Origin of the sequence: Streptomyces monomycini, assembly GCF_022271435.1 — a bacterium.
GTDB classification, from domain to species: Bacteria; Actinomycetota; Actinomycetes; order Streptomycetales; family Streptomycetaceae; genus Streptomyces; species Streptomyces monomycini.
This window is the reverse complement of the sequence record NZ_JAFIQY010000001.1, coordinates 56,830-82,170: the sequence shown is the minus strand read 5'-3', so window position 1 is coordinate 82,170 and position 25,341 is coordinate 56,830. Positions and strand designations below refer to the sequence as shown.

20 protein-coding genes are annotated in these 25,341 nt (G+C 70.0%); 12 read left to right on the top strand and 8 right to left on the bottom strand.

Going from position 1 to position 25,341, the window contains the following annotated elements; genetic code table 11:
• Window positions 1-7: 7 nt before the first annotated feature.
• Window positions 8-3,607 carry a DNA polymerase III subunit alpha gene (dnaE, locus tag JXZ78_RS00390; protein WP_238782582.1) on the bottom strand — a complete coding sequence of 1,200 codons (3,600 nt, stop codon included), beginning with the start codon at window positions 3,605-3,607 and terminating at the stop codon, window positions 8-10.
• A 699-nt stretch (window positions 3,608-4,306) separates the two neighbouring features.
• On the opposite strand from dnaE, the gene JXZ78_RS00385 reads away from it, so the two are divergent.
• The 7 genes from JXZ78_RS00385 to JXZ78_RS00355 all read left to right on the top strand — a co-directional run bounded on the left by JXZ78_RS00385 (window position 4,307) and on the right by JXZ78_RS00355 (window position 11,016).
• A complete protein-coding gene (locus JXZ78_RS00385) occupies window positions 4,307-5,116 on the top strand; it encodes a cupin domain-containing protein (protein ID WP_033037513.1) in 810 nt (269 codons plus the stop codon).
• Window positions 5,117-5,204: 88 nt separating this feature from the next.
• Window positions 5,205-5,756: a type 1 glutamine amidotransferase domain-containing protein gene (locus tag JXZ78_RS00380; protein ID WP_030019737.1), complete on the top strand. Its 552-nt coding sequence runs from the start codon at window positions 5,205-5,207 to the stop codon at window positions 5,754-5,756.
• Entirely contained in the window at window positions 5,756-6,547 is a 792-nt protein-coding gene (locus tag JXZ78_RS00375) for an HAD family hydrolase (protein WP_050502391.1), read from the top strand. The genes JXZ78_RS00380 and JXZ78_RS00375 overlap by 1 nt, the downstream gene beginning before the upstream one ends.
• A 280-nt stretch (window positions 6,548-6,827) precedes the next feature.
• On the top strand, window positions 6,828-8,048 hold the full coding sequence (locus JXZ78_RS00370; protein ID WP_078624190.1) for an MFS transporter: 1,221 nt from the start codon (window positions 6,828-6,830) through the stop codon (window positions 8,046-8,048).
• The gene (locus JXZ78_RS00365; RefSeq protein WP_030019734.1) at window positions 8,048-8,749 is read left to right on the top strand and encodes a type 1 glutamine amidotransferase domain-containing protein; all 702 of its coding nucleotides are present in this window, start codon (window positions 8,048-8,050) and stop codon (window positions 8,747-8,749) included. The genes JXZ78_RS00370 and JXZ78_RS00365 overlap by 1 nt, the downstream gene beginning before the upstream one ends.
• 369 nt (window positions 8,750-9,118) lie before the next feature.
• Entirely contained in the window at window positions 9,119-9,802 is a 684-nt protein-coding gene (locus JXZ78_RS00360; protein WP_030019733.1) for a type 1 glutamine amidotransferase domain-containing protein, read from the top strand.
• Window positions 9,803-10,110: 308 nt separating this feature from the next.
• Window positions 10,111-11,016 carry a LysR family transcriptional regulator gene (locus JXZ78_RS00355; protein WP_030019732.1) on the top strand — a complete coding sequence of 302 codons (906 nt, stop codon included), beginning with the start codon at window positions 10,111-10,113 and terminating at the stop codon, window positions 11,014-11,016.
• A gap of 88 nt (window positions 11,017-11,104) precedes the next feature.
• Here the strand turns inward: JXZ78_RS00355 and JXZ78_RS00350 are convergent, their stop codons facing one another.
• The 3 genes from JXZ78_RS00350 to JXZ78_RS00340 form a co-directional block, all read right to left on the bottom strand.
• Window positions 11,105-12,196, bottom strand: coding sequence for a DUF5954 family protein (locus JXZ78_RS00350; RefSeq protein WP_050502390.1), 1,092 nt, complete (start codon window positions 12,194-12,196; stop codon window positions 11,105-11,107).
• A gap of 91 nt (window positions 12,197-12,287) precedes the next feature.
• A complete protein-coding gene (locus JXZ78_RS00345; RefSeq protein WP_078624189.1) occupies window positions 12,288-13,649 on the bottom strand; it encodes a cytochrome P450 in 1,362 nt (453 codons plus the stop codon).
• Window positions 13,650-13,716: 67 nt separating this feature from the next.
• A complete protein-coding gene (locus JXZ78_RS00340) occupies window positions 13,717-15,084 on the bottom strand; it encodes a glutamine synthetase family protein (RefSeq protein ID WP_030019729.1) in 1,368 nt (455 codons plus the stop codon).
• A 232-nt stretch (window positions 15,085-15,316) separates the two neighbouring features.
• Between JXZ78_RS00340 and JXZ78_RS00335 the strand changes: the two genes are divergently transcribed.
• Entirely contained in the window at window positions 15,317-16,114 is a 798-nt protein-coding gene (locus JXZ78_RS00335) for an acetoacetate decarboxylase family protein (RefSeq protein WP_030019728.1), read from the top strand.
• A gap of 65 nt (window positions 16,115-16,179) precedes the next feature.
• Here JXZ78_RS00335 and JXZ78_RS00330 read toward each other — a convergent pair whose 3' ends face one another.
• A complete protein-coding gene (locus JXZ78_RS00330) occupies window positions 16,180-17,094 on the bottom strand; it encodes an SDR family NAD(P)-dependent oxidoreductase (RefSeq protein ID WP_078624187.1) in 915 nt (304 codons plus the stop codon).
• A gap of 278 nt (window positions 17,095-17,372) precedes the next feature.
• Here JXZ78_RS00330 and JXZ78_RS00325 point away from each other — a divergent pair, with 278 nt between their 5' ends.
• From JXZ78_RS00325 to JXZ78_RS00310, 4 genes are all read left to right on the top strand, one after another.
• Window positions 17,373-17,948, top strand: coding sequence for a MarR family winged helix-turn-helix transcriptional regulator (locus JXZ78_RS00325; RefSeq protein ID WP_030019726.1), 576 nt, complete (start codon window positions 17,373-17,375; stop codon window positions 17,946-17,948).
• A gap of 224 nt (window positions 17,949-18,172) precedes the next feature.
• Complete coding sequence (locus JXZ78_RS00320) at window positions 18,173-19,810, top strand: aldehyde dehydrogenase (protein ID WP_238782580.1); 1,638 nt, start codon at window positions 18,173-18,175, stop codon at window positions 19,808-19,810.
• On the top strand, window positions 19,803-20,690 hold the full coding sequence (locus JXZ78_RS00315; RefSeq protein ID WP_030019724.1) for a DODA-type extradiol aromatic ring-opening family dioxygenase: 888 nt from the start codon (window positions 19,803-19,805) through the stop codon (window positions 20,688-20,690). Before JXZ78_RS00320 ends, JXZ78_RS00315 begins: the two co-directional genes overlap by 8 nt.
• A 151-nt stretch (window positions 20,691-20,841) precedes the next feature.
• Window positions 20,842-21,690, top strand: a complete 849-nt coding sequence (locus JXZ78_RS00310; RefSeq protein WP_030019723.1) for a fumarylacetoacetate hydrolase family protein — start codon at window positions 20,842-20,844, stop codon at window positions 21,688-21,690.
• Window positions 21,691-21,740: 50 nt separating this feature from the next.
• Here JXZ78_RS00310 and JXZ78_RS00305 read toward each other — a convergent pair whose 3' ends face one another.
• From JXZ78_RS00305 to JXZ78_RS00295, 3 genes are read right to left on the bottom strand one after another with little or no spacing between them, the layout of a single operon-like run.
• Entirely contained in the window at window positions 21,741-23,246 is a 1,506-nt protein-coding gene (locus tag JXZ78_RS00305; RefSeq protein ID WP_050502389.1) for a sodium:solute symporter family protein, read from the bottom strand.
• A 38-nt stretch (window positions 23,247-23,284) separates the two neighbouring features.
• The gene (locus tag JXZ78_RS00300) at window positions 23,285-23,614 is read right to left on the bottom strand and encodes a hypothetical protein (RefSeq protein ID WP_238782579.1); all 330 of its coding nucleotides are present in this window, start codon (window positions 23,612-23,614) and stop codon (window positions 23,285-23,287) included.
• Window positions 23,601-25,301, bottom strand: a complete 1,701-nt coding sequence (locus tag JXZ78_RS00295) for an amidohydrolase (protein WP_030019720.1) — start codon at window positions 25,299-25,301, stop codon at window positions 23,601-23,603. The genes JXZ78_RS00300 and JXZ78_RS00295 overlap by 14 nt, the downstream gene beginning before the upstream one ends.
• Window positions 25,302-25,341: the final 40 nt, after the last annotated feature.

Here is a 25,341-nt window from a genome sequence, read left to right as displayed (position 1 = left end):
GCTCCGCTCACACCACGCCTTGCCACGCGTCCGGGCCGAAGGAGCCCTTGATGTCGGAGGCGAGCGTGGCCGGATTCACCATGGTGTGGAGCTGGTAGACGATCGTCTTCTGCACTCCGCGCACCGCGAGGTGGACGGGGTTGTCCCCGGGGTGTGCCCCCATGATGCGCTTGAGTTCCTTGAGGGTGGGCTCGTTGACGCGGTGGTAGGGCAGGCTGAGCTGCACGGGTGCGGCTCCGGTGCGTTCCGCCGAGGTGATGTCGAGTACGTTCAGCTCCTGCCCGAAGATGCTGACCGTGCCGTCACGGTCGTTGATGCGGCCCTGGACCGACACCACGCTGTCCTCGACCAGGGCGCCCACCACGAGCTGGTAGGTGGCGGGGAAGAACAGGACCTCGATGGTGCCGTCCCGGTCGGCCAGGTTGACGATCGCCCAGGCGTTGCCCTGCTTGGTCGTCTTCGGCTGGACGCTGGTGATCAGTCCGGAAAGGCGCACCACGCCTTCGGTGCGGCCGGAAGCCACCAGTTCGGGAATGGTGGTGTCCCGGTTCGCGGAAAGGATGTGCTCGGTGCCGTCCAGCGGGTGCGCCGAGACATACATCCCGAGCATTTCCCGCTCGGTGGAGAGCAGCTGTTTCCGTGGCCATTCACTCTCGTCGATCTTCACGTCGAGGCCGAATCCGGACGCCTCGCCGTCTTCGGTGCCCCCGATCCCGGCGAACAGGTCGTCCTGCCCGTACGCGGCGGCCTTCTTCAGTGGCACGACCGCGTCGATGGCCGGTTCGTGCGCGGCGGTCAGGCCTTTGCGGGTGTGGCCGAGGGAGTCGAAGGCGCCGGCCTTGATGAGGGACTCGACCGCCCGCTTGTTGAGCGCGGGCAGTTCGGCCTTGTCGAGGAAATCGGCGAAGGAGGCGAACTTTCCCTTGGTCTTACGGGCCGCGATGATGGTTTCGATGACGTTGTCGCCGACATTGCGTACCGACCGGAGGCCGAAGCGTACGTCGTCGCCGATGGCCGCGAACTCCGCGACGGACTCGTTGACGTCGGGCGGCATGACGGTGACGCCCAGCTTGCGCGCGTCGGCCAGGTAGATGCCCGCCTTGTCCTTGTCGTCTCCGACGGACGTCAGCAGCGCGGCCATGTATTCGGCCGGGTAGTTCGCCTTGAGGTAGGCGGTCCAGTAGGAGACCAGACCGTACCCGGCGGTGTGGGACTTGTTGAACGCGTATCCGGAGAACGGGAGCATGACGTCCCAGATGGCCTTGACGGCCTCCTCGGAGTAGCCGTTCGTCCGCATGCCGGCGTGGAACTTCTCCCACTCCGCCGCCAGCACTTCCGGCTTCTTCTTTCCCATCGCGCGGCGCAGCATGTCGGCGCCGCCGAGGGTGTATCCGGCGAGGGTCCGGGCGATGGCCATGATCTGCTCCTGGAAGATGAGCAGATGGTGGGTGGAGCCCAGGATCGGGTCGAGGATCTCCTTCAGCTCAGGATGGATCGGGTCCGGATCCTGCTTGCCGTTCTGCCGCAGCGCGTAGTTGGTGTGCGCGTTGGCGGCCATCGGGCCGGGCCGGTACAGGGCGAGGGCCGCCGCGATGTCCTCGAATCGTGAGGGTTCCATCAGTTTCAGCAGGGCGCGCATGCCGCCGCCGTCGAGCTGGAAGACGCCGAAGGTGTCGCCGCGGCCGAGCAGTTCGAAGGTCCTCTCGTCGTCGAGGGGGATGACGACCTTCTCCGGGTCACCGTCCATCGGGTCGACGGTGGCCAGCTTGGTGCCGCGGTTCTCCCGGATGTTCTGCAGGGCGTGGTCGATGACGCCCAGGTTGCGCAGCCCCAGGAAGTCCATCTTGACCAGGCCCATGGCCTCGCAGGACGGATAGTCGAAGCCGGTGATCTTCACACCGTCCGCGGCGCGCATGTGCAGCGGGATACGGTCCGTCAGCTTGGTCTTGGAGAGAATCACCGCGGCCGCGTGCACGCCGGTGCCGCGCGTCAGGCCCTCCACGCCTTTGGCCGTGTCGATGACCTTCTTGACGTCCGGCTCGTTCTCGTACATCTGCCGGATCTCGCCGGCCTCGCCGTACCGCGGGTGCCCGGGGTCGAAGATGCCGTCCAAGGGAATGGACTTGCCCATGATGTCCGGGGGCAGCGCTTTGGTGATCCGTTCGCCGTGGCTGAACGGATAGCCGAGGATGCGCGAGGAGTCCTTGATCGCGTTCTTGGCCTTGATCTTGCCGAACGTGTTCACCATGGCGGTGTACGCGTCGCCGTACTTCTCGGTGACGTAGCGCACCATCTTGTCGCGCTGGCGGTCGTCGAAGTCGAGGTCGACGTCGGGCGGGTTGATGCGCTCGGGGTTCAGAAATCGTTCGAACAGCAGGCCGTGCTCCAGGGGGCACAGCTCGGTGATACGGGTGGCATAGGCGACGAGGGAACCGGTGGCCGAACCGCGGCCCGGGCCGACCGGCACACCGTTGTCGCGCGCGTATTTGCAGATGTCCGCGACGACGAGGAAGTAGCTGGAGAAACCCATGGGCCCGATGACCGTCATCTCGGTCTCGAAGCGCTCCATGACCTCGGCGGGAACGGGGTCGCCGTAGCGCGTGGTGAGGCCCTTCAATACTTCCGTGCGCAGCCACGACTCCTGGGTTTCCCCCTCGGGCACGTCGGGGTATTGCGGCATCTCGTCGACGTAGTCGAAGACCTCGTTGTACGACTCGATGCGTTCCGCGATCAACAGGGTGTTGTCGCAGGCCGCGGGAAGTTCGGAGAACAGGGCGCGCATCTCCTGCGCGGTCTTCAGGTAGTAGCCGCCGCCCTGGAACCTGAAGCGTTTCTCGTCGGCCTTGTTCTTTCCGACGCCGATGCACAGCAGGTTGTCGTGCGCGTCCGCCTGGTCCTCGTGGATGTAGTGCGCGTCGTTGGTGGCCAGCAGGGGGATGCTCAGGTCCTCGGCCAGGCGCAGCAGCCCGTTCCGGACGTCCCGTTCGATGGACAGGCCGTGGTCCATCAGCTCCAGGAAGTAGTTCTCGCGGCCGAAGATGTCCTGATAGGCGGCGGCGACCTCGCGGGCCTCGGCGTACTGGTTCAGCCGCAGCCGGGTCTGGATCGCGCCGGAGGGGCAGCCGGTCGTCGCGATGATGCCCTCGGCGTGCTCGCCGATCAGCTCCATGTCCATACGGGGTTTGCCGGCCGGGAATTGCCCGCTGTAACTGGCCTCGGTGGACAGGTAGAAGAGATTGCGCAGGCCCTGCACGTTCCGGGCCCACATCGTCATATGGGTGAACCGGCCGCCGCCGGAGACGTCTTTCGAGCCCTCGCCGTCGTCCGACATGGCGCGCTGCCCGCCAGGGCCCCAGAATTCCTGTTTACGGTGGCGGCGGAAGGAGGGGGCGACATAGGCCTCGATGCCGATGATCGGTTTGACGTCGTCGAAGCCTTTGGACACCTGGTGGAACTCGTAGGCGCCGAACATGTTCCCGTGATCGCTCATCGCGACGGCGGGCATCGACTGGCGTGCGACTTCGGCGAACATGGGTTTGAGTTTCTGTGCGCCGTCGAGCATGGAATATTCGGTGTGATTGTGCAGGTGAACAAAGCTGTCGGGCACCGTCCGGGCACCTCCACGAGACGAAAGGGAGCCCCAACCCTAGCCGCGCCCGGCGTTCGAGAAATCGTTACTGCACGCCCCGGTGAAGATCTTTTGCCGAGGCGAATTGGTGACCTGCGGGGTCTCCGGAGAAAGATCTTCCAGGACGGCGTGGCGCCGTTCCGTCAGCACCGTGCACCTCGGGACGGCACTGATTCCACTGCCCGGGGACTCGCTGTTCCGGGGGTGCCGTGCCTCGTCAGGGCGGGATCCCCTGCAACAGAATCGAACTCGCGTATGTGACCAGGGGTACGCGGCGAGCCTCATGCCGGCCCGTCGCACGGGGGGCTACCCCGCACGCGCGGGGACGACAGGGCGTGACCAGCGGTGTTGTCAGGCGAGGAGGCGGTTTTTCTTGCCTTTCGGTGATTGGGTCGGATGAGTAGTCGTTGATGGTGCGATAATTTTGGCCACTTGGCCACTTGGCCACTTGGTCGCTCGACGGCCGGTGTGGCTCGGGCGTTTTGGTTATGGGCCCCTGCTGGCGGCGGGTGTGGGAACCTCAGATTCCCGTCAACAAGATATCTTCATGGCCCCCGACAGAAGTTCCTATTTGACCTCTGCTGCGGTCACTGGTTCAGTTGAGACGCTGAGATTGCCGTGCAGCCCTCAGGTGGGGTTTTCGGTAATTGGCGACATGCAAACGGGGGAAAGAAAAACATGGCGATCACGCCTGCGACAACCATCGTTCAGAACTCACCCGATGACGGACAGGACCGGCTCGTCCGTCTGGATGCGGGGCCCGCGGACATCACCGAACTCAAGCGGCTGCTGCGCGGCGGAGCCCGCTTCGGGAACGAGCAGTTCGACGAGGACTCGCACCTCGACGAGGTGATTCCGAAGCCCTGGGGCTACGAGTACCGGGCCTACGTGGACGAGCTCTTCGACTGCTGGGCACTGCACATCGACGCCCCGCACAGCACGTCGATCCATCTGCACCCGCGCAAGCTCACCTACCTGCTCTGTCTGGGCGGCCAGGGTGTGACGACGGGACTGGACGGCACCTCCATTCCGCTCCGGCAGGGCAGCATCGTGCGGATCGCACCCGGAGCGTTCCACGGAACGCGGAACGCAGGGGACGAGCCGCTGGAGCTGATCGAGGTCGAGTCTCCGCGGAACAAGTTCGACCTGATGCGGCTGAGGGACGACTACAACCGGGCCGGGACGGCGTACGAGACGAACTCGCTCGACGCGTCGAAGCACCCGATGCGGAAGGTCCTGTCCTTTCCGCACACGCGGATGCGCGCGCGCACCCCGGACGGGCGGTTCCGGTTCGAACTGCGGACCGGCATGGACGTGTTCTACAGGCGGCGGGCGGAGGACCTGTTCCACATTCCGCTCTGTGCGTCCGGTGCCGTCTACGCGGACCTGGAGATTCTGACCGGACGCCCGGAGGACACCGGCCGGGTGCGCACCGACATGCAGTATCTGAGCGTCAGCGTCGCGACCGCACGGGCCCGGACCGCCTGACGCGGAAGCGAGTGGCGAAGAAACAAAAAGCAACGAAGTAAGCGGAAGCAGCCAGCAGCGAGAACGTCAGATTCACGGGGGAGTCGCAATGTCGCAAAGTGCTGTCATCATCACCGGTCAGGGTTTCCAGGACCATGACGTCGTCTTCACCTACTACCGCCTTCTCGAAGAGGGCTGGCACGTCGACATCGCCACGAAGAACGGCGACCCGACGACCGGCAAGTACGGTGTGCCGCTGCCGATGGACAAGACGGCGCGGCCGCTCATCGCGTACGAGGACCTGTCGGTGGACCTGTACGACGCCGTGATCCTCACCGGCGGTCACGAGGCGCCGGACCGGGTGCGACAGGTCCGTAGCGTGCTGGACTTCGTGGCGGGCATGGCCGAGGCGGGCAAGGTGGTCGCGGGGCTGTGTCACGGGCCATGGATCATGGTGAGCGCCGGGGTGCTGCGGAACCGGAAGGCCTGCGCGTACATCGGGTTGCGCGACGACGTGGTCAACGCGGGCGCCGAGGTGGTCGACAGCGACGTCATCGTGGACGGCAACATCATCACGTGCTCGTACTACGGCTACATGGGAGCGTTCATGCGTGCCGTGTTCGAGACCGCGCGGAAGATCGCGGAGAAGGACAGCGCCTGATGGAGCGCCACACCGCCGTCGGGACGGACCCGTACCGTCCCGGCCGCGCCGGCACCCGTACGGGCCTGCTGGCGCTCGACTTCGACGGGGTCATCTGTGACGCCCTGGACGAATGCGCCCTCGTCACCTGGCTCGGGGAACGCCCGCACAACCGGACCGTGGCCGGCCCCGGGCAGCTGGAGCAGCTGCCCGGGGTGTTCACCGAGCGGTTCCACACCGTGCGGGACTACTCGCAGCTGCTGGACCACTTCCTGGTGGCTCATCTGCCCGAGGCCGACGGCATCACCTCGCAGGCGGAGTTCGACCAGCTCTTCGGCTCGCTGCCGGGGGAGCGTGTCGAGTGGTTCACGGCGGCGGCGTCCGAGGCCCGGGAGTGGTTCCGGGCGGCGGAGCCGGACTTCTGGCTCGGCCTGCACACGCTGTATCCCGGCGTGCCGGAGCTGCTGCGGCAGGCCGGGGCGGTGGTCATCGTGACGGCGAAGGACGAGCCCTCGGTCCGCTCCATCCTGAGGCGGAACGGCCTGGAGCAGACCGTGGCCGAGGTCTTCGGAGAGTGCCGTCACAAGGCAGCGGCCATCCAGGAAGCGTGCGCGCGGCGGGGTGTGCCGCTGGACGCCGTGACGTTCGTGGACGACAACCTGTCCAACGTACGGAAGGTGGCGGCGGTGGGAGTCCGGGCCCGATGGGCGCAGTGGGGATATCAGACGCCCGAGCATCGGTCGGAAGCGGCCCGGTACGGGGTCGAGGGGCTGGAGTTGGATGAGATCGGCGCCCTGGTGAACGACTTGTGAGGCCCTGCGCCACAGGGGTGCCGGCCAAGAGGGCGGCTCCAGGCCGGTGAGACAGCCGGGGGCCGCGCTCCGTTTCCGGCGCGGCCCCGTACGGCTCGTTGCGCGGTATGCCGCCTCGCACGTTCGACTCCAGCCGCCCAGCCGCCCAGCCGCCCAGCCGCCCAGCCGCCCAGCCGCCCAGCTACCCAACCGCTCGGCTCTCCCCAGAGGACCAGAGGACCAGAGGACCAGAGGACCAGAGGACCAGAGGACCAGAGGACCAGAGGACCAGAGGACCCGCATGCCCACCGCCACCACCACTCGCCCCACCGGACCCACTCCCCGTCACCGCAGACGGCCCGGATTCTCCGTTCAGCTCGCCTTACTGGTCGCGATGGCCTTCGCCATCCCCGCACAGCTCTACCTCGCCATCCCGATCGCCGGCCGCGTCCAGACCGCCTACGGCATCGACGCCGCGTCCGCCGCCTGGACCGGCGCCGCGTTCTCCTTCGCCTACGCCATCGGTTTTCTGGTCTTCGGGCCCCTGTCCGACCGGGTCGGGCGGCGGCCCGTACTCGCGATCGGCGCCCTGGCCACCGCCGTGATCACCGCGCTGGTCGCCGCCGCCCCGGACTTCGGCTGGTTCCTGACCGGCCGTGTTCTGCAAGGATTCGCGGCCGCGACCTTCGCGCCCGCCGCGCTCGCCCACGTGACCGAACGGGCACCTGCCGCCCGACGGCCGGTCGCACTCTCCCTCCTCACGACCGGCCTGCTGGGTGCGGGCATCACCGGGCAGGTGTTCGGCCAGCTGATGGCGGAGCACGCCGACTGGCGGGCGGCGTTCTGGCCCGCGGCGATCGGGTACGCGACGGCCGCCGCGGTCTTGTGGCGGCTGCTGCCACCGGGCTCGTCAGGTTCGGCGGGCTCGGCGGTGTCGGTCCGCGAGGTCGCCAAGGCGGCGACGGCGCTCATCCGTACGAGAGGGCCGGCGGCGGTGTTCGGATCCGCGCTGGCCGTGTTCGGGAGCTTCGTCGCCTTCTACGCGGTTCTGGAACGGGAGTTGCGGGAGACGTCCGGGCTCGACGCGGACCAGTTGCTGCTGGTGCAGGCGGTCGGGGCGGTGGGGTTGCTGGCGGGGCCGTTGGTGAACCGGCGGTTCGGCGCCAAGGGACCCCGTACGCTCGCCGTCGCCGGGTACCTGACGGCGGCGGCCGGACTGCTGCTGGCCTTGCTGGCGCAGGCCGCTGCCCTGACCGGGGTGCTGATCGGTGTCAGCGTGATCTTCGTGGCCGGCACGAGTCTGATCGTGCCGGGGCTCGTCGGGCTGCTCCACGAACTCGCGCCGCATGCGCGCGGGACAGCGGGCGCGGTCAACACCTTCGTCCTGTTCGTCGGCGCGTCGACCGGGCAGCTCGCCGCCGCGCAGCTCGGCTACCGGCCCATGCTGACCGTCCTCGTCCTCGCCACCCTCGCCGCGGGTCTCACCGTGGCCGTCTTCACCCGGAGTTCGTCATGCCCGTAATGCCGACCATTAATGCTGCGAGAAAAGTGCTGTTCGTCCTCACCAGTCACGATGTCCTCGGTCGTACCGGCTCTCCCACGGGATTCCACCTGGGGGAGACCGCCGTCCCCTGGCACCGGCTGCGTGCCGACGGCCACACCGTGGACTTCGTCTCCGTACGGGGCGGCCGGCCACCGGTCGTCGGCCACGATCCCGCTGATCCCGCCCAGCGGGCCTTCCTGGCGGACCCGGACGGCGGCGGCCGGCTCTCCCGGACGCTGCGGCCGGAGGAGGCGGACCCGGGTGCCTACGCGGGTGTGTTCTTCGTCGGCGGGCACGGCACGATGTGGGACTTCCGGGGACACCCGGTACTGCACGCCATCGGCCGGCAGGTGTACGAGTCCGGCGGGGTCCTCGCGGCGATCTGCCACGGCCCGGCAGCGCTCGTCGGCCTGACGCTCTCGGACGGCAGCCACCTGGTGGACGGCCACGAACTGACAGCGTTCTCGAACGCGTCCGAGACCATGCGCGGACTGGCCGACGTCGTACCGTTCCCGCTGCAGACCGCGCTGGAGGAGGACGGTGCGAGCTTCTCCGCCGCTCCCGACCGGTCGCCGCACGTGGTGGTCAGCGGGCGACTGGTCACCGGACAGAATCCGCAGTCGTCCGCCGGGCTCGGGGACCGCATGGCCGAATTGCTCCTGAAGCATCCGGAGCGGTGACCGTAGACCGTAATCGGGCAGCTCCACCGGAGTTGTCGCTCCTTGGGACATATCCGATGGCCGCTTTCCAACGGCTCATGGTCCATACCCGAGCGAAGTCCTGATGTCCCGAAGAATGTGCACCTCGAAGAATGTGTACCCCGCGCCGCGTCCGCCCATTTCTTTGATGTCCGCGGGGGACCGCCCCGCCCAGCCGCAGCACACCTCAGTGCACCTCAGCGCATGTCAACGCCCCTCATGCACCTCCCTATGGGAGGCATACGCCACGCTATTGGCGACCGGGTTGCCCCGATGCCTACATTCGAACGGATGCGAGCCGGACGCGTTCGCCGGCTCATCCGTAACCTCTCGTCAACCGGAGAAAATGTCATGACCAAGAAGGTACTGTTCGCGCTCACCAGCCATGGCGACCTCGGCGACACCGGCCGGAAGACCGGTTTCTACATCCCTGAAGTGGCGCATCCCGCCGCCGTTTTCCGCGAGGCGGGACACGACATCGACTTCGTGTCCGTGCAGGGCGGTGCCCCGCCGCAGGACGGCTTCGACCCCGGGGACCAGGTGCAGGCCGACTTCCTCGCCGACCCGAGGATCGAGACCGCCCTGTCCACCACCGCGGCTCCCGGCGATCTGTCGGCTGCCGACTACGACGTCATCTTCTACGCGGGCGGCCACGGCGCCATGTGGGACCTCGCCGATTCGGCGGAGCTGGCCGAGCTGGCCGCCGGGGTCTACGAGCAGGGCGGTGTCGTCGCGGCCGTCTGCCACGGCCCGGCCGGACTGGTCAATGTCCGCCTCGGTGACGGTTCGTACCTGGTGGACGGTAAGCAGGTCTCGACCTTCACCAACGAGGAGGAGGCCGCCGTCGGCCTCACCGACGTGGTGCCCTACCTGCTGGAGAGCAAGCTCGCCGAACGCGGCGCGAAGATCACCAAGGCCGGGAACTTCACCGAGCACGCCGTCGCCGACCAGCGACTGGTCACCGGCCAGAACCCGGCGTCGGCCGTGCGGGTCGCCGAGCTGGTGCTGGAGCAGCTGGCGGCCGCCTCCTCCTGACCTCGGTGTCCGCCCTCACCGTCGTCACAGTGGTCCGTACGGGTACGACCGCTTCTCATGCTCCCGGGCACGCGGAGGTAGTCCCATAGACGTATATTCGTCGCCCTGCGCACCGACTTCCCGTCCGTCGCCGACGCGGCCGCCCCTTGTGCCGCACCATTGCTGCGAGGCTCCAGGCAGCCCCCCAACGCCCAGCCTGGCGTCCTCGCACACCACGTACCGCCACGCAGCAAGGCCGTTCCAGTCATCTGCCGAATCCGCTCCGGGGGACGAAGGCATCAGCAGCGCGAGCGCGGGGGGCGCTGAGCATGGTCGTGCAACTGAGCTGGCTCAGGACGTTCGTGACCGTTTACCGTCTCGGTTCCTTCACCAAGGCGGCGCAGAGTCTGGAGCTTTCGCAGCCGACCGTCACTCATCAGGTCCGCAATCTTGAACGTACGTTCGGCAAGGTGCTCTTCGAACGCGTTCCCCAGGGCGTCGTCCCGACCTGCGCCGCCGATCTGCTGATCCGCGACGTGCAGGGGCCGGTCGACGCCCTCGGGGGCGTGGTCGAGCGGCACTTCGGCGGCGGTTCCGACGGCCGTCCGCTGTGCGTCGGCGGGCCGGCCGAGCTGATCACTTCCCGCGTCGTGCCGGCGGTCAGCGATCTGATCAGCGACGGCCTGCGGATCAACTTCCGCTTCGGTCTCGCCGACGACCTCCTGGACCGCCTGACGAGCGGTGACTACGACCTCGTCCTGTCGACCGTCCGGCCCCGGCTGCGCGGCATCAGCGCCACGACGCTGGTCGACGAGGAGTTCGCGATGCTCGCCTCCCCCGAACTGGCCGACGGCGTCCCGACCGGGCAGATCATGAAGGAGGGCCCGGCGGCCGTCCTCGACAAGTACCCGCTGATCGCATACGCCGAGTCGCTGCCGATCATCCGCCGGTACTGGCTCACCGTCTTCGGGATCCGCCCCACCGCGGCCCCCTCCGTCGTCATCCCGGACCTGCGGGGGGTACTGGCAGCGGTCAAGGCCTCCGCCGGGATCTCCGTGCTGCCCACCTACCTGGCAGCCGACGCGCTCCGGCACGGCGAGGTCGTCAAACTGCTGGAGCCCGAGATCCCGCCCATCAACACCTTCTACCTCGCCACCCGGGACGGCGGCCTGTGCCACCCCGACCTGGCCCTGCTCCACGGTCACCTCCTGATGAAGGCCCGGACGTGGGGGTAGCCGGCACCGGACCGCCCGGCTCCCGCCGCAGGCGGCCGTCCGGACGGGACGCGTGGCCGAGGCGTGTCCCGTCCCGGGCGGCACACGCTCAGGGGGCGTCGTCCTCCTGGTCGTGGTGGATGGTGCCGTTCTCGTCCATACGGGGGTGCATACGCTCCGGATCATGGCTGTTGGTGTCGGACGGGCGAGCCCCCTCCGGCCCGTCCGGGCCCCAGCGCAGCAGCCGCCGGGCACGGCAGATCCGGTGGACGGTGCCCCGGGCCTCGACCTGGTTGACGCGTTCGGCCCGGAGCCGGTCGGCGGCCCGGACGTACTCGGCCAGGGCCCCGGCGGCAGGGTCGGTGCCCTCGGCGGCCACCGTACGGGCGTCGGCGCTCATGTTGCCGGCTTCCCACGGGATGAGCCCCTTCAGCCGCGGCTGCAGCCACGTCAGGGCGAAGTCCAGCGACCTGCGGGCCGCGTGCGCGCTGGCGTGCAGGCCACTGCTCGATTCCCACCCCGGGTCGTTCTTCTCCACGACCCGGAAGGCCGTGGGCAGCAACATCACGTCGGGATGGGTCTCCAGCGCCTTGCGGGAGTCACTTCGCACGTCCCCGGGGAACCGGGCGCCGCTGTACGCCAGGCCGCGCAGCATCAGGCGTTCCGCGGCCTGGGTGGGCGTGACCGGCGCCTTTGGGTCCAGCACCAGTCCACCGTCGATCGGGTTCCTGGCACTGCGGCTCCAGTCGGGCGCGGTGGGCTCGGGGTCGGTCGGGCGGGGCTGCTCGATGCCGTCCGGCCCCGTCCCCGCGTACTCCTCCGCTCGGACGATCCGATAGCGGGTCGTGAGGACGGTGAGTTCGTCGACGCATTCGCTCTCCAGCCGGGCGACCGCCGCCAGCAGGGCCCGCCGCTCCTCCCGGTCCCGGGCTTCGTCCTTCGCCCGGTGCCACAGCAACGAGTTGAGGCTGTCCCGGGCCTGCTGCGGGCAGCCGGCGTCCACCGCGACGACCACCCGCCACCGCGGTGCCTGCCCGGCGTCCTGCGCGACCACCCCGAACAGGGGGCCCCGCACCAGTATCGCCGCGGTCTCCAGCTTGGCGTCGAGCGCGTCGGCCTCCATGACCGCCTCCACCGGATCCTCCGGATGCCGCACCACGATCGGCCACATCCGGCCCCGCCTCACGTCCTCATGACCCATGCCCTCATCCTGTCGACCGCGGCGGGAGCCCGGCAGGGTTTTCCTGATTCCCGCCCGTCGTCCTGCGGCGCGAACTTTCGTCCGTACACGATCACGCCGGGGTGATCTCGACCGGCAGCGTCTTCAGGCCGTGGACGAAGTTGGAGCGGACGTACCGGGGCCGGGCGGTGAGGCGGATGTCGGACAGGCGGGGCAGGAGTTCCTCGAACATGACACGCAGCTCCAGGCGGGCCAGCGAGCTGCCCAGACAGAAGTGCGGGCCGCCCTTGCCGAAGGTGAGGTGGTCGTTGACGGTGCGGGTGACGTCGAAACGGTACGGGGCGTCGAAGACCGTCTCGTCGCGGTTGCCGGAGGCGAACCAGAGAACCACCTTCTCGCCTTCCGCCATCCGCCGGCCGCCCAGCTCGGTGTCGCGTGTGGCGGTGCGTCGGAAGTGGTGGACGGGGGAGGACCAGCGCAGGAACTCCTCGACGGCGCCCGGCATCAAGGTCGGGTCCTGGCGCAGTTTCTCGCGCTGTTCCGGATGGTTGATCAGGGCGAGCATGGTGTGCGCGATGGCGTGCCGGGTGGTTTCGTTGCCCGCGACGACCAGCAGCAGGAAGTAGTTGTCGAAGTCGCGCGCGGACAGCGGCACCCCGTCCGACGGCGACTGGTTGACGAGCCGGCTCACCAGGTCGTCACCGCCGGCGCCCCGGCGCCGCGCCGCCAGCTCCCGCCCGTACGCGAAGACCTCCAGCGCGGCGGGGCTGCGGAAGGGCAGATCGCGGTAGAGCTCGCTCTCCTCGGTGCCGAGCAGTACGTCCGCGTAGTCCGGGTCGGTGTTGCCGATGATGCGATTGCCCCAGTCGATCAGCCGTCGGGTGTCGTGCTCGGGGACGTCGAGCATGCGGGCGAGGACGTTGATCGGAAAGTCGGCCGCGACCTCCTGGACGAAGTCGAAGCGGCCCTTGGCGAGCGCCGCGTCGAGCGTCCGCGCGGTCAGCCCGCGCAGGAACACCTCGTACGTGGCGACTGCCCGCGGAGTGAACTGCTGCTGCAACAGCCTGCGCATGGCCCGGTGGCGCGGTCCGTCGGTCTCCAGGAGGGAGCGGCGGGCCGCCCGGTGCTGCTCGTCGACCTCTTCGAGGTTGGTGAACCGGGTGGAGGTGAACGTCTCGGGGTCGCGGCCGGCGCGCACGATGTCGGCGTGCCGGGTGAGGGCCCAGAAGCCGCTGCCGGGCGCGGCCTCCGGCTGCCAGTGGACGGGGTCCTCGCGACGCAGGGTGTCGAACATCCGCCAGCACAGGTCGCCGTCGGTGAAGTTGTCGTGGTCGGTGAGGTCGACTGCGTCCAGGGGCAGCGGGTGGGAGGCGGATTCGGGTGCGGACTCGGATGCGGGCTCGGGTTCGGGTGTGGGTTCGGGTGTGGGTTCGGGTGCCGGGGAAGCGGTGGAGGCGGTCGAGGAGGTGGTCATGGGGGCTGTCCTTGCGAAGAAGGCGAGGAGGAGAGCACGGGAAGGAACCCGGTGCGGGAGGGTGTCGTTACAGGAGAAAGGCGTATTCCTTGAACTCCCAGTCAGTGACGTACTGCTGGAACCGCTCGACCTCGTTGCGCTTGTACGTGAGGAAGGAGAGGGTGAAGTCGGCACCCAGCATTTCCGTCAGTTCCGTGTCGCCCTCCAGCGCGTCCAGCGCCTCGGCGAGTGTGCCCGGCAACCGCGCCGCGGTGTCTTCCCGGTAGCCGTAGCCTTCCAGCGGTTCCGGTGGCTCACGCTTCTCCCGCAGGCCGAGTCCCACGGCGGCGATCGCGCCCGCGACGGCCAGGTAGGGGTTGGCCGTGGCGTCACCGAGGCGCAGCTCCAGGCGGGTTCCGCCGCCACGCTCGGGCGGTATGCGCACCATCGCGCTGCGGTTGTCCAGTCCCCAGTCGATCAGCCACGGGGCGAGACTGTGCGGGCCGAAGCGCTTGTAGGAGTTGACGGTCGGGTTCAGCAGCGCGGTGAGCGCCGGCGCGTGGGCGAGGACGCCGGCGGTCGCGTGCCGCGCGGCGGTGGACAGGCCGTGCGGGTCGCTCTCGTCGTGGCCTTCGAAGACGTTGCGCCCGTCCGCGTCCACCATCGACAGGTGCAGGTGGAAGCCGGAGCCGCCCTCCTCGTTGAAGGGTCTGGCCATGAACGTGGCCAGCCGTCCTTCCGTGCGGGCGATCTCCTTGACGGCCGCCTTGAAGCGGAACGCGCGGTCGGCGGCGTCGAGCGCCGCAGAATGGTCGAGGTTGATCTCGAACTGACCGCTGCCGAACTCGCGGTTCCCGGCCGTCGCGCCGATCTCCAGTTCCTTCAAGTGCCTCAGCGTGCGCAGCAGATGGCCGTCGGGGTCACCGCGCAGCCCCGCGCTGTAGACGTTGCCGGGCGCCCGCCCGTAGGGCGACCAGCCGTTGACAGTGCTCTCGTCCCGTTCACACAGGTAGTACTCCAGCTCGGGGCCGACCACCGGGTGCAGTTCCGCGCCGATCCGGTCCAGTACGCGGCGCAGCAGGTCGCGCGGGGATTCGGGGGCCGGGCGCCCGGTCGCCGGGTCCAGGGCCTCGCCCAGGCACCAGGCGACGCCGGGCTCCCAGGGGAGTCTGTGCAGGGTGTCCAGGTCGGGCCGGACCGAGATGTCCGGCATTCCCGCCGACAGGCCCCCTGGCATGGGAACGGTGTCACTCTGCGGGCTGGTGTGGTAGACCGCGCGGCAGAACGCCAGGCCGTGGTGCACGGCGGCCGGCAGGTGACTGACGAGGATGTCGCGGGCGCGGTCGGCGCCGAGCAGGTCGGGGTAGACGACGCGTACCACGTCGATGTCCTGCGCTCGCAGCGCCGCGACGGCCTGCCGGGCCTGGTCGCTGAGTGCCGGGCTCTGTTCGCTCACCCTGTCCAGCCTTCCTGCGGGGACTGTGCTCGGGCTCACTCGGGATGTCGTTTGGGGTCGAACCATATGGAGAGGGGTGGGGGCGCGCAAGAGGGGGTGGGGTATCGGTGGCCGGTCCGGCGCGCTCGTGACAACCGGGGAGTGAAGGCATACCGTACGGACCCAAACGACATGCAGGGCGACCCGAGGAGCCACTGTGCCGACTGAGCCCACTGCATCGGCCACATCGGCCGTGCCGACCGTCCGGGGCTTCTTCCCGCCCAGGACCGCCACGGGCCGGGCCGCACTGATCCCGCCCCCGCCCTGGTACTACTCGGGCGACCTGCTCACCGTCGAGTACCGTACCGATCCCGCCCGGGTCCGCGAACTTCTCCCCGAGCCGCTCGTCGCCGCGGACGAGGACCCGGGGGCCGTCGCGCTGATCTGGGCGGACTGGCAGTCCTGCGGCGCGGGGAAGGAGGAACTGCTCGACCCGGTGCGCAGCCAGTACAAGGAGTGCTTCGCGGTCGTACGCTGCGGCTACCGCGGCCGTACGTACTCGCGCTGCGTCCACATCTGGGTCGACAAGGACTTCGCCCTCGCCCGCGGGATCCACCAGGGTTACCCGAAGAAGCTCGGTTCCATCCACATGACCAGGCCGCACCCGTACGGCCCCGCACCCCGTATCCGACCCGGCGCCGTCTTCGGCGCGACGCTCGCGGCGGGGGACCGGCGGCTGGCCCAGGTGGTCGCCACCCTGCGCGAGCCGTCGGCGACGGGCGGCTTCGTGAACGGCCACCCGATGGCGCACCACCGCGTGCTGCCCTCGATCGACGGAACTGGACTCGCCCTGGACGAGCTGGTCGAGAGCGGAGCCGCTTCCTTCGAGGGGGGCCAGGCGTGGGCGGCGGATGCGGAGCTGGACCTGTTCGCGTCGCCCACGGAGGAGCTGGCGACCCTCGCCGTCGCGGAGCCGATCGGGGCTTACTACCGGCAGGTGGGGGTGTGCTGGAACGGCGGGACCGTGCTGGAGCGGGGCGCGAGCGCGTAGCGGTACGCGCCCGGGCTCGCGGAGTCACGGGAAGGCCGGCGGCCGGGAACGTCCGCGGTACGCAGTCACCGCGGTGTCACGTCGAAGTCGAACGGCACCCGCCCTGCGTCGACCGAGGTCAACCCGCCGTCCACGGTCAGCGTCGCCCCGTTGACGTACGACGCCCCAGGCCCGAGGAGCCACAGCACGGCATCCGCGACCTCCTCGGCCGCCGCCGCGCGCCGCTGCGGCACCAGCGCCGTGGCCTGCGCGTACGCCGCGTCCAGGGAAAGCCCGCCGGCGAACTCCCGCATCTCCTCGTCGGCCATCTCCGTGCGCGTCCAGCCGGGGCACACCGTGTTGGCCCGTACTCCGTACGGCCCGAACTCCGCGGCGATGACGCTCGTCAGCATGCCGGCCCCCGCCTTGGACGCGGCGTACGCGCCCGCGCCCGCGGCCGCGCGCAACCCGGCGACGGAGCCCACGGTGACGAACGCGCCCCCCGCGGCCGCCAGGTGGGGCAGGGTCGCGCGGGCGAGCAGGAAGACGGAGGTGAGGTTGGTGCGCAGCGTGACGTCCCAGTCCTCGTCGCTGAGTTCCAGCAGGCTACCGGGGCGTATCGTTCCGGCGTTGGCGACCACGCCGTCCAGACGGCCGTGGTCCCGCACCACGGCCGCGACCAGTTCCTCGACCTCGCCGCGTACGGTCAGGTCGGTGACGTAAGGTGTGGCGCCGCACGCGTCCGCGACCCCGCGCAGCGCACCGGCGCGCCGGGCGCACACGGCGACGCGGGCACCTCCGTCCGTACCGCGCGCGGCGACGGCCGCACCGATCCCGCTGCTGGCCCCGGCCACAAGCAGGACGGGCTGGTCGGGCTGGTCGGGCTGGTCGGGCTGATCAGGCCGGTCGGGCCGGTCGGGCCGTTCGGGTAGTTCGGACTGATCGGGCTGACCGGGTCGGGTGAGCTGATCGTTCTGGGCTGGTGCGGCAGGCCGGGTCATGCGGAACTCCCTTTTGCTGGAGGGCAGTGCAACGGTGTGCCGGGTGCGGGGAGCAAGCGGTTCCAAGGGCGCTGACGGGATGTCGCAGGAACGCTCCCGTGAGAGAGCTTCGTAAGGAGCGTCTCCGGAAGAATGCTTCCGGGTGAGGGCGGATGGGCCAGGACGGGGCGGGTTATCGTTTGAGTCCGTAAGGATCGCGAACGGCAACGGTCTTACGGGGGCGCACGGAACTCGGCAGGGGATTGCCGGCAACGGCGAGAGACGCGGGAGAACACGACGTGACGGAGCACCGTTCCATCCGGGAGACCGAGAAGGCCGTACAGGCCAAGCTGGGCGACACGCCGATCCGGCACGTCCAGATGGTCGCAGTGGCGAACATCTACCGCGCCGCCGCGGCCGTGCGGCAGCACTTCGAGAACTCCGTGCTGCGGGGCGCCGAGCTGTCCTGGACCTCGTTCGTCGTGCTGTGGGTCGTATGGATCTGGGGCGAGACGGAGACCCGCCACGTGGCGGCGGAGGCCGGCATCTCCAAGGGCACCCTGACGGGGGTGTGCCGCACGCTGCAGAGCCGTGGCCTCCTCGAACGCAACAGTCACCCCTCCGACGGGCGCCTGGTGCTGCTGCGGCTGACGGACCAGGGTGAGCGGCTGATGGCCGAGGTCTTCCCCGCCTTCAACGCGGAGGAGGTCTTCGTCTCCGAGCGGCTGACCGACGAGGAGTGCAAGACGCTGGCCGACCTGCTGCGGAAGATCGTGGTGCAGACGGAGGAGAACGGGGAGGAGCGGCGGCTCGCCCTCCTCGACGGGGCCGACCCCCGCCCGCGACGCAGCGGACGCCGCCCTTCCCGGAGCTGAGCCGCCCCTCAAAAGCCGGCGTCCTGGAGGCGCGGTGTCACGTCGCCGCCTTCCCGTCGTCCTCATCATTTCCGCCACCTCCGTCCTTCCGGTGTCTCCGCGTGCGTGCCTCCGGCGTGACGTTTGGGGTCAAAGGATAGCCACGGGGCGGCAACGGGGGAGGGGTTGACCGCCCGAAGCCCGGCCGCCTATTTTGTTTGGCCTCAAACGAATTGGAGGCTGTGATGGCTCCCTCCGCGCCCGCACCGGGCTCCCCGGCGCACCCGGCAACCCCGGCCAACTCGGAGCGCCGGGACCATCCGCCCACCGCCACCACGGCCCGAACCACCGCTACTACAGCCCGAACCATCGCCCCGGCGACCAGAAAAGCCTCCCCGACAGCCGGGGACACCGTCACGATCGCCGGAGTCCCCGTCGACACCCGCCACTGGATCGGCGGCGAACGCCGCGCCTCCGCCGGTGCCTTCACCGACCGCTCACCCATCGACGGGGCGCCACTCGCCGAGATCGCCCGGGGCGGCGCCGAGGAGGCACGGGCGGCCGTCGCCGCCGCCCGTGCCGCCTTCCCCGGCTGGGCCGCGACGCCGCACCGGGAGCGCGCCCGGCTGCTGCACGCCGTCGCGGACGGCGTCGAGGCGCGCCTCGAAGAGCTCGCCGCCGTCGAGACGGCGGACAACGGCGCGCTGCTGCGCTCCCACCGCAACGGTGTGATGCCCCGCGCGGCCCACAACCTCCGCTTCTTCGCCGACCGCCTGCTCGCCCTCGGCCACGAGGACTTCGCCACCCGCGGCCACACCCACCACGTGACCTGGGACCCGGCCGGCCCCGCCGCGCTCGTCACACCGTGGAACGCGCCGCTGATGCTGGCCACCTGGAAGATCGGCCCCGCGCTGGCCGCCGGTGATCCGGTGATCCTCAAACCCGCCGAGTGGACGCCGCTCACCGCGTCGCTCTTCGCGGACATCGCCGCCGAGGCCGGGCTGCCCCCGGGCGTCCTCAACGTCCTCCAGGGGTACGGGGACGAGGCCGGCGCGCCCCTCGTGTCCGACCCGGGTGTGCGCCGCATCAGCTTCACGGGCTCCGTGCCCACGGCGCGGCGGATCGCCCGTGCCGCGGCCGCGCACCTGGTGCCCACCAGCTTCGAACTCGGCGGCAAGTCACCCCTGCTCGTCTTCGCCGACGCCGACCTCGACCTGGCCGCCGACCTCGCCGTCGAGCAGTACGACAACGCGGGCCAGGTCTGCCTGGCCGCGACCCGGCTGCTCGTCGAGGACTCCGTACGGGACGCCTTCCTGGAGCGCTTCACCGACCGGGCCCGTGCCCTCGTCCAGGGCGACCCGCGCGAGGAGCCCACCGACATCGGCCCCCTCATCCACCCCCGGCACCTGGAACGGGTGGACGGCTTCGTCCGGCGGGCACTGGCCGACGGCGCCACCGCGCTCCTCGGCGGCGGCCCGCACACCGAACTGAACGAGCGGACCGGCGGCACGTACTACCGGCCGACGCTGCTGACCGACGTCGCACAGGACTCGGAGATCGTCCAGGAGGAGGTCTTCGGCCCCGTACTCACCCTTCAGAGCTTCGGCACCGAGGACGAGGCCGTGGCCCTGGCCAACGGCACCCGCTACGGACTGGCCGCCACCCTCGCCACCGGGGACCGCGAGCGCGCGGCCCGCGTCGGCGCGCGGCTCGTCGCCGGGACGGTCTGGGTCAACTGCTTCTTCGTCCGCGACCTCGCCGCCCCCTTCGGCGGCTCCCGCGCGTCCGGCCTGGGCCGTGAGGGCGGCGACTGGAGCTTCGACTTCTACTGCGACCTGAAGAACACCGTCACGGCACCGAAGGGCTGGCAGCACCATGGGTGAGATCGTCGGCGCCGGTCTTCTCGCCCACGTCCCCACCATCGTCCTGCCCGAAGCGGGCCGGCGGGAGCTGAACGGCGGGCGGGAGGTCAGCCTCGTACCGGGACTGCGCAGGCTGCGCCGGGACGTCTTCGAGACGCTCGACCACGACACGGTCGTCGTCCTGGACTCGCACTGGGCGACCACCGTCGAATTCGTCGTCGCCGCGCAGCACAGGCGGGCCGGGCTCTTCACCTCCGACGAACTGCCGCGCGGCATGTGCCGCATGCCCTACGACTTCCCCGGTGACCCCGAACTCGCCCACTCCACCGCCGCGTTCGCCGATCAGCACGGGACCTGGATCACTCCGGTCGACGACCCCTGCCTGCCGATCCACTACGCCACCGTCAACCTCTGGACGTACCTGGGGCGGGGGCTGCCGGACAAGCGGTGGGTCTCCGTCGGCGTGTGCCAGACCGGGGACGACGAGGACCATCTCCGGCTCGGCCGCGCGCTCGCCGACGGCATCGCCGCACTGCCGGACCGCAAGGTGCTGCTGATCGCCTCCGGCGCGCTCTCCCACACCTTCTGGCCCCTGCGTGAACTGCGCGACCACGAAGCGAGCGACCCCGCCCACCTCCGCACCCCCGAGGCGCGCGCCGCCGACGAACAGCGGATCGCATGGTTCCTGCGCGGCGAGCACGCGCGCGTGCTGCGCACCATGCCCGAGTTCGCCGCCCACCGGCCCGAAGCGGGCTTCGGGCACTACCTGATGCTGGCGGGCGCCTTGGGGGAGGACCGGCTGACGGCGCCCGCGCGCGCCTACAGCGCGTACGAGAACTCGATCGGAACGGGACAGATCCACCTGTGGTTCGACCGCCCGGCAGGCGGCTGGACGGCGTAAGGACGCTCCCCCGAGGGCGCCGTGCCTCAAAGCGGGGAACGGCGCGACAAGCCACAACACCCCCCCGTACCCCGCGTCGCGCAAACACGGGCACCCCGTGCCCGGAAACGGAGGCGCCATGAACCCAACACGCACTCCCCGACAGGACGGCATCCGCGAATACCGCCGCATCCTGCTCGACGGCGCCACCGTCCACGTCGTACGGGAGGGCGAAACCCTCGTCGCAGGCGACGGCCGCCGTGTGAACGTGGCAGTCGCCAATCACCTGCCACCTGTACAGCCCTCCAAGGTGATCGCGGTGCACCTCAACCATCGCAGCAGGGTCGAAGAGTTCCAGGCAGCGCTGCCGCCCGCACCCACGTACTTCCACAAGCCCGTCTCCGCACTCAACGCGCACGGCGGCGCGGTGGTGCGCCCCGAGGGCTGCCAGTACCTCAACTACGAGGGCGAGATCGCGCTCGTCATCGGCCGCGTGTGCCGCAACGTCGCACCGGACGACGCAGGCCACTACATCGCCGGATACACCGTCGCGAACGACTACGGCCTGCACGACTTCCGGGACACCGACGCCGGTTCGATGCTCCGGGTCAAGGGCTCCGACACACTCTGCCCGCTGGGTCCCGGGCTGGTGACGGGGTGGGACTTCCGCGGCAAGTACCTGCGTACGTACGTCAACGGAGAGCTGGTGCAGGACGGTTCCACCGACGAGATGACGTGGGACATGCACTACCTCGTCGCCGACATCGCCCGGACCATCACCCTCGTCCCCGGCGACGTCCTCCTCACCGGCACGCCCGCGCACTCGCGCCCCGTACGGCCGGGTGACGTCGTGGAGGTCGAGGCGGAGGGCCTGGGACGGCTGACCAACCACATCGTGGCGGGCCCGGCACCCGTCCGGGGCGACTGCGGCGCTCAGCCGACGGCCTCGGAGGAAGTCGTGTCCACGGCCCTCGGCGGTGACTGGGAATACCGCGGCGTCCGGGCTCCTCGCCGGTCCTAGACCCTCGCGGGCCTCGGATCCTTCGCCGTGCCTGGACCTTCCCGCCGTTCCTACACCTCCTCGGCGGCCCTGCCCCGCGTCGCCGGCGCACCGGACACGGACGTGGCGGCGAACAGCTCGGCGACCCGCTGCCTCTCCTGCGCCCCCTGCGGGAGCAGATACGCACAGGCGACGTACACCGCGAGGTTGACGGCCAAACCCACGATGCCCGAGGTCAGGCCGTTCAGCCAGGGGATGAAGGTGGGGTAGACCGCCGAGAGCCCGGCTGCGGTGACGAAGCCGGCCACGGTTCCGGCGACCGTGCCGGTCCGGTTGCCGCGCTTCCAGAAGAGGCCGAGGAACTGCGGCACCGCGAGCTGCACCACTCCCTGGTACGCCATGATCGACAACGTGATGAGGTTGCTGAGCCCGATGTTGGCGACCAGCGCGGCGGCCACCGTGTAGACGGCGATGGACACCTTCGCCGCCAGCAGCCGCCCCTTGTCGTTCATCGGCCGGTACACGGCCACCAGGTCGTTGGAGATGAGCGTGCCCACGGACTGGAGCACTCCGTCGGCCATGCCGATCTGCGCGGCCAGGACGCACAGGGCGATCGCGATGATGACCCACGGGCCGCCGATGTGCTGGGCCAGGGTGAACAGGGCGCGGTCGGGGTTGTCGGAGACGCCGGGCAGCGTCCCGGACAGCAGGGCGGCGGTCAGCAGCAGCCCGGCGAAGACGAGCGAGGCGGGCATCACGAACACGGCGGAGCGCTTGACGCTCCGCACCCCGTCCGCGGTGAAGAGCCGGACGAACATCCCCGACAGACACCAGCCGCCCACCGACCCGGTGAAGGTCAGCGCGAAGAGATAGAGCCCGCCGCTGTCGCCGCCCGTCGGCAGCGTCAGCCGCTCCAGGGGCAGCCGCGCGAACCCGTGACCGTGTACGGCCAGGTAGACGATGAGACCCACCAGCAGGACCGACCCGAAGACATACGCGATCATGCCTTGGTAGAAGTCCGTGACGACCACGCCGCGCATGCCCATGCGCACCGTCCAGAACTGGCGGGCCACCAGGACCAGCACCCCCGCGAGCACCGACTGGGAGTAGCCGAGGTGCCCGAAGGAGATGTAGTAGAAGATCAGTCCCATCGCCTGCATCCCGAGCACGGTCATCGGGAAGTTGACCAGGACCTGGATCAGCGCGGGCACGGTGCGCGACGCCGTTCCGCCGTAGCGCAGTCCGAACAGGTCGGACTGGGTGCGCAGCCCGTGGCGCTCGCCCCACATCCACACCCGCCGGGACATCAGATACATCAGCAGGTAGGCGAACAGGCCGTAGACCAGCAGATGGAAGCCGATCACCCCGCTGCCCGCCGCCATGCCGGCGTCGGCGATGAACACCGAGCCGGGGAACCAGGTGTTGAGGACCGACATGGTCTGGTAGCCGCTGCCGAAGCTGCGCCCGCCGACGGCGTAGTCGGTGAAGTCGGCGTCGCGCCTGCGGTGCACGTACAGCGTGCAGAGCACTCCGCCGAAGAAGAGCGCCACCATGCCGTAGCCGAGGAAGACATTCACCGGGGTGAGCCCCTCTCCGTGCCGATGCCGAGCAGGTGTCAGTCGATCTCGCCGCGGGCCGACTCGACGCAGTACAGGGCGACGACGCCTGCCGAGATGTGCGCGCCCAGGACGAGGAAGTAGCAGACGGACAACGGGATTCCGGGCCCGCTCTGGAACCGCGGATCGCCCGCCGCCCAGTACACCGGCGGTGCCAGCGCCAGTACGGCGTCGAGCGCGAACCAGCAGCCGAACAGTGCCCATTTCCCCCGCGGGGAGAGGGCGACGGCCCAGCGGGCGAAGCGGCCGGAGAGCGTCCCGGCGGACCGCCGGGTGAGCGGCGGGGCAGCCGACTGCGCGGTCGGTCGCACCGCGTCACCGGGCGTCATGGACGGTCTCCCCGTCGAAGAGCGTCATTGCCACCGGCATCGCCGCGATCCCGTGCGGATCCGCGTGCGCGAGATCACCGTCCACGACGCAGATGTCGGCCACCTTGCCGGGCTCCAGCGTCCCCTTCCAGCTCTCCGCGAAGTCCTGCCACGCGGCGTTCGAGGTGTACGCGCGGACCGCGGTCTCCAGGTCGACACATTGCTCGGGGCCGCTCTGCCGCCCGCTCGCCTTCGCCTCCCGCAGCATCATCGAGGCCACACCCCGGCGCCAGTCGGGATAGGTGATGGGCGCGTCCGAACTGGCGGTGACCGGAATGCCGGCCGCCACGGCGCTGCGTACGGGCCACTGGTAGGCCGACCGCTCGGGCCCCACGATCGCGTCCATCGCGTCCGCGGTGGCGTCCTTGACACCGGGGTTCATGTTGATGCCCCAGCCGTGCCGCGCGAGCGTGGCGAGCGAGCGGGCCGAGGCGAAGTCGCCGTGGATGACGTAGTGGCGTGCGTCCGGGCGCGGGGTCTCGGCCTGCGCCGCCTCGAAGGCCTCGACGACCGCGTCGATGCCGTGGTCCCCGGTGATGTGCACACCGAGCTGGTGCCCCGCGGCGTGGGCGTACCGCACGATCGTGTTCAGCTCCTCGACCCGCTGGGCGTCGCTGTGGCCGTGCAGACAGAGACTGCCGTACCCGCCGCCCTCGTACTCCTCGTGCATCCAGGCCGTACGGCTCGGCGGGATGCCGTCGGCGAACAGCTTGACGCCGAGCACCCGCAGCCGCCGCGGGTCGGCTGCCGCGCACACCCCTTCCAGCTGGACCAGCCGGTCGGGCAGATGCCGCGCCGCGCCGCCCATCTCCAGGGGGAGCAGCAGCACACTGACCCGCGCCCGCAGCTCACCGGCCGACTCCAGACGCGCGTACACGTTGAGCGTCTCGGTGTCCGCGACCCCCAGGAAGAGCGAAGTGCCGCCGGGCCCGAGCCCCGGCTCGGTGAAGCTGGTGATGCCCTCGGTGTGGCAGACCGCGATCGCGGAGCGGACGGCGGCCTCGCGCGCGGAGTCGTCCATCAGCGGGACCACGGCGTTCACCAGGTCCTGCGCGCCCTCACGGAGAATGCCTGTCGGGGCGCCGTCGGCGTCGGTCTCGATGACACCGCCGGGCGGTACGGGCGTGGTGGCGGTGATGCCCGCGGCCTCCAGGGCACGGGAGTTGAGCCAGGAGGTGTGCCCGGAGAACTCGTAGAGCAGCACGGGGTGTTCCGGCGACACCTCGTCCAGGTCCTGGCGTCGCGGGGTACGGCCCGGCTCGGCCAGACACTCCTTGAGGTAGCCGGTGTCCCATCCGTTGCCGAATATCCAGTCACCCGCCGGAAGTTCACCGGCCCTGCGGCGCACGGCCTCACGTACCCCGGCGATCGACGACACGGCGGGCCAGGCGACGTCGAGAGCGAGCGGTGGCCGGGTGGCGCCGAAGGCGGCGGCGTGCAGATGGGAGTCGTTGATCCCGGGGAGCGCGGTGCGCCCTTCGAGATCGACGACCTCGGTACGGGGGCCGATGAGCGCACGGATCTCGGCGGTGCTTCCGGTCGCGGCGATCAGGCCGTCGCGTACGGCGACGGCCTGGGTGCGGCGGAACGCGGCGTCGACGGTCAGCACGGTGCCGTTGACCAGCACGAGGTCTGCGGGTCCGGGCATGGAGGACCTCTTTCCGTCCGATGTCGTTTGGGCCCAAACA

What these genes read in the sequence shown, in the direction of transcription:
- JXZ78_RS00380 (WP_030019737.1), top strand. Translation starts at nt 5,205, where the DNA reads ATGTCGCAAAGTGCTGTCATCATCACCGGTCAGGGTTTCCAGGACCAT.
- JXZ78_RS00385 (WP_033037513.1), top strand. Translation starts at nt 4,307, where the DNA reads ATGGCGATCACGCCTGCGACAACCATCGTTCAGAACTCACCCGATGAC.
- JXZ78_RS00330 (WP_078624187.1), bottom strand. Translation starts at nt 17,094, where the DNA reads ATGACCCGGCCTGCCGCACCAGCCCAGAACGATCAGCTCACCCGACCC.
- JXZ78_RS00370 (WP_078624190.1), top strand. Translation starts at nt 6,828, where the DNA reads ATGCCCACCGCCACCACCACTCGCCCCACCGGACCCACTCCCCGTCAC.
- JXZ78_RS00315 (WP_030019724.1), top strand. Translation starts at nt 19,803, where the DNA reads ATGGGTGAGATCGTCGGCGCCGGTCTTCTCGCCCACGTCCCCACCATC.
- JXZ78_RS00375 (WP_050502391.1), top strand. Translation starts at nt 5,756, where the DNA reads ATGGAGCGCCACACCGCCGTCGGGACGGACCCGTACCGTCCCGGCCGC.
- JXZ78_RS00295 (WP_030019720.1), bottom strand. Translation starts at nt 25,301, where the DNA reads ATGCCCGGACCCGCAGACCTCGTGCTGGTCAACGGCACCGTGCTGACC.
- JXZ78_RS00300 (WP_238782579.1), bottom strand. Translation starts at nt 23,614, where the DNA reads ATGACGCCCGGTGACGCGGTGCGACCGACCGCGCAGTCGGCTGCCCCG.
- JXZ78_RS00360 (WP_030019733.1), top strand. Translation starts at nt 9,119, where the DNA reads ATGACCAAGAAGGTACTGTTCGCGCTCACCAGCCATGGCGACCTCGGC.
- JXZ78_RS00320 (WP_238782580.1), top strand. Translation starts at nt 18,173, where the DNA reads ATGGCTCCCTCCGCGCCCGCACCGGGCTCCCCGGCGCACCCGGCAACC.
- JXZ78_RS00365 (WP_030019734.1), top strand. Translation starts at nt 8,048, where the DNA reads ATGCCGACCATTAATGCTGCGAGAAAAGTGCTGTTCGTCCTCACCAGT.
- JXZ78_RS00350 (WP_050502390.1), bottom strand. Translation starts at nt 12,196, where the DNA reads ATGGGTCATGAGGACGTGAGGCGGGGCCGGATGTGGCCGATCGTGGTG.
- JXZ78_RS00345 (WP_078624189.1), bottom strand. Translation starts at nt 13,649, where the DNA reads ATGACCACCTCCTCGACCGCCTCCACCGCTTCCCCGGCACCCGAACCC.
- JXZ78_RS00355 (WP_030019732.1), top strand. Translation starts at nt 10,111, where the DNA reads ATGGTCGTGCAACTGAGCTGGCTCAGGACGTTCGTGACCGTTTACCGT.